The sequence below is a fragment of the Streptomyces sp. NPDC016677 genome, assembly GCF_055562815.1.
Map to the genome: position 1 here is coordinate 1 of NZ_JBVHEO010000041.1, position 1,521 is coordinate 1,521.

The following is a 1,521-nucleotide window of genomic DNA, read 5'->3' on the forward strand; positions in this document are numbered from 1 at the left end:
ATAGAAGAATTAAAAATAATGGAGTAGATAGGGAATCCATACTATCACCGCCTATTTCAATTCATGTAATGATGGATGAAAAAACAATAAGAGAATGATTACAATTGGAATAGATACCAATATACCAACTAAGTGATCCTTATAATGAATTCGTATGATGCTAAATGTAATTAAGTTGAATAATGTAGACCACCAGACGTTCCAATCATTCTCATATATAAATAAACCCTTTTTTTCAAATAGGACTTCAATAAATGAAAAATAGGCAATCCAAACTCCCATATAGATGAATCTCTTCTTCCTCCTTGGATAATATTGAAGATAGATAATTAGCACAACGGGAATTATAAAGAATGAAAACGTGATTTCAATAAGCGTATGATTTAGCCATGGCAGTGTCACAGCCTTATATCTCCATAGTGTATGTTGATAAAAAACAAAGTTGTAAAGTAAATTGCAAATTATATAGAATTGAATAGTGGGATAAAATTCCCTCCATCGGTTCCAGTCTACAAATATTTTAGCGAAAAGAATATAAATACCAACAACTAAAAACAAATACACAGCTAAATTCCCCTTTTTTATTTTTACAAACATTATTCCCATAAAGTCATAATAATAAAATAATGTCCAAAGAGGTGAAGTTTACTCCATTTGCGCGATTTCTGTTTAAATACTTAGAACAACGCTTCAGCGATAACGTTACCATAGGGACATCCCTTTCAACTCAGGGATTCGATGAATCCCAAATGTTTCTAATTCTTCTGAAATTATGTTATTGATCAAACTCTTCTCCTCGAACTGTATGAAACAGCTTTACAGTATGTAAATTACCTTTTATGCTGGCTAATGGTCTATACCCAAGGACTGAATTCTTATTTCGACCAGCACTTTGCCCTATAATTTCAGGGTTGAAAAAAATCGAAAAATAAGCCTACATATTGCCGTTCTTCTCTATAGGAACGTATGTTAAATCACTTACAATTAAAGCTAATGGCTCCTGTTTGTTTAAAACTGCCGACGCGTACAGTAGCTTGGTAGGAGAAGATACATAGGAAGTTGAAGGACGCTACACATTGCTGATACAGAAATGTGTGTGTTATTTCGAATCATTTCTAATTCGCCCCATAATCAGCGTATCTTGCTTTAATTATCATTCTCCATCATTAAGTAATGGTTTTCTTAGAATGTAAATCCATTACGGAAGCTAGGTAACACCATCCGTCTCTTACCGTGTAAATGTAGATGATATCTGCGACCCATTTCTCATTGATTGTGGTGGTAGAGAAGTCTTGATCTAACAGATTCTTGCGTTCCATCACTTTTTTCACGATGGAGTACGGACGGTATTTTTTCTTGGTGATCGAACGGATTTTTGCTTTGGAGTATCCAATGTATTTTCGAGCTCCATTTCGTTCCTTACTCTCTTGATGGATATGTATTATTTTCTGGGTTTTTGCAGGATTTTCAGGTTCACGGGTGGACTCTGTTTTCTGTAAGGAATGGTAATAGATATTTCTT

General features: G+C 34.2%; 1 protein-coding gene and 1 pseudogene. Both read right to left on the reverse strand.

Going from position 1 to position 1,521, the window contains the following annotated elements; translation table 11 throughout:
• Window positions 1-51: 51 nt before the first annotated feature.
• Window positions 52-606 carry a CBO0543 family protein gene (locus ACZ3IG_RS36145; protein ID WP_467437478.1) on the reverse strand — a complete coding sequence of 185 codons (555 nt, stop codon included), beginning with the start codon at window positions 604-606 and terminating at the stop codon, window positions 52-54.
• A 566-nt stretch (window positions 607-1,172) separates the two neighbouring features.
• A pseudogene (locus ACZ3IG_RS36150) lies at window positions 1,173-1,521 on the reverse strand (IS3-like element ISBce13 family transposase); the annotation flags it as partial.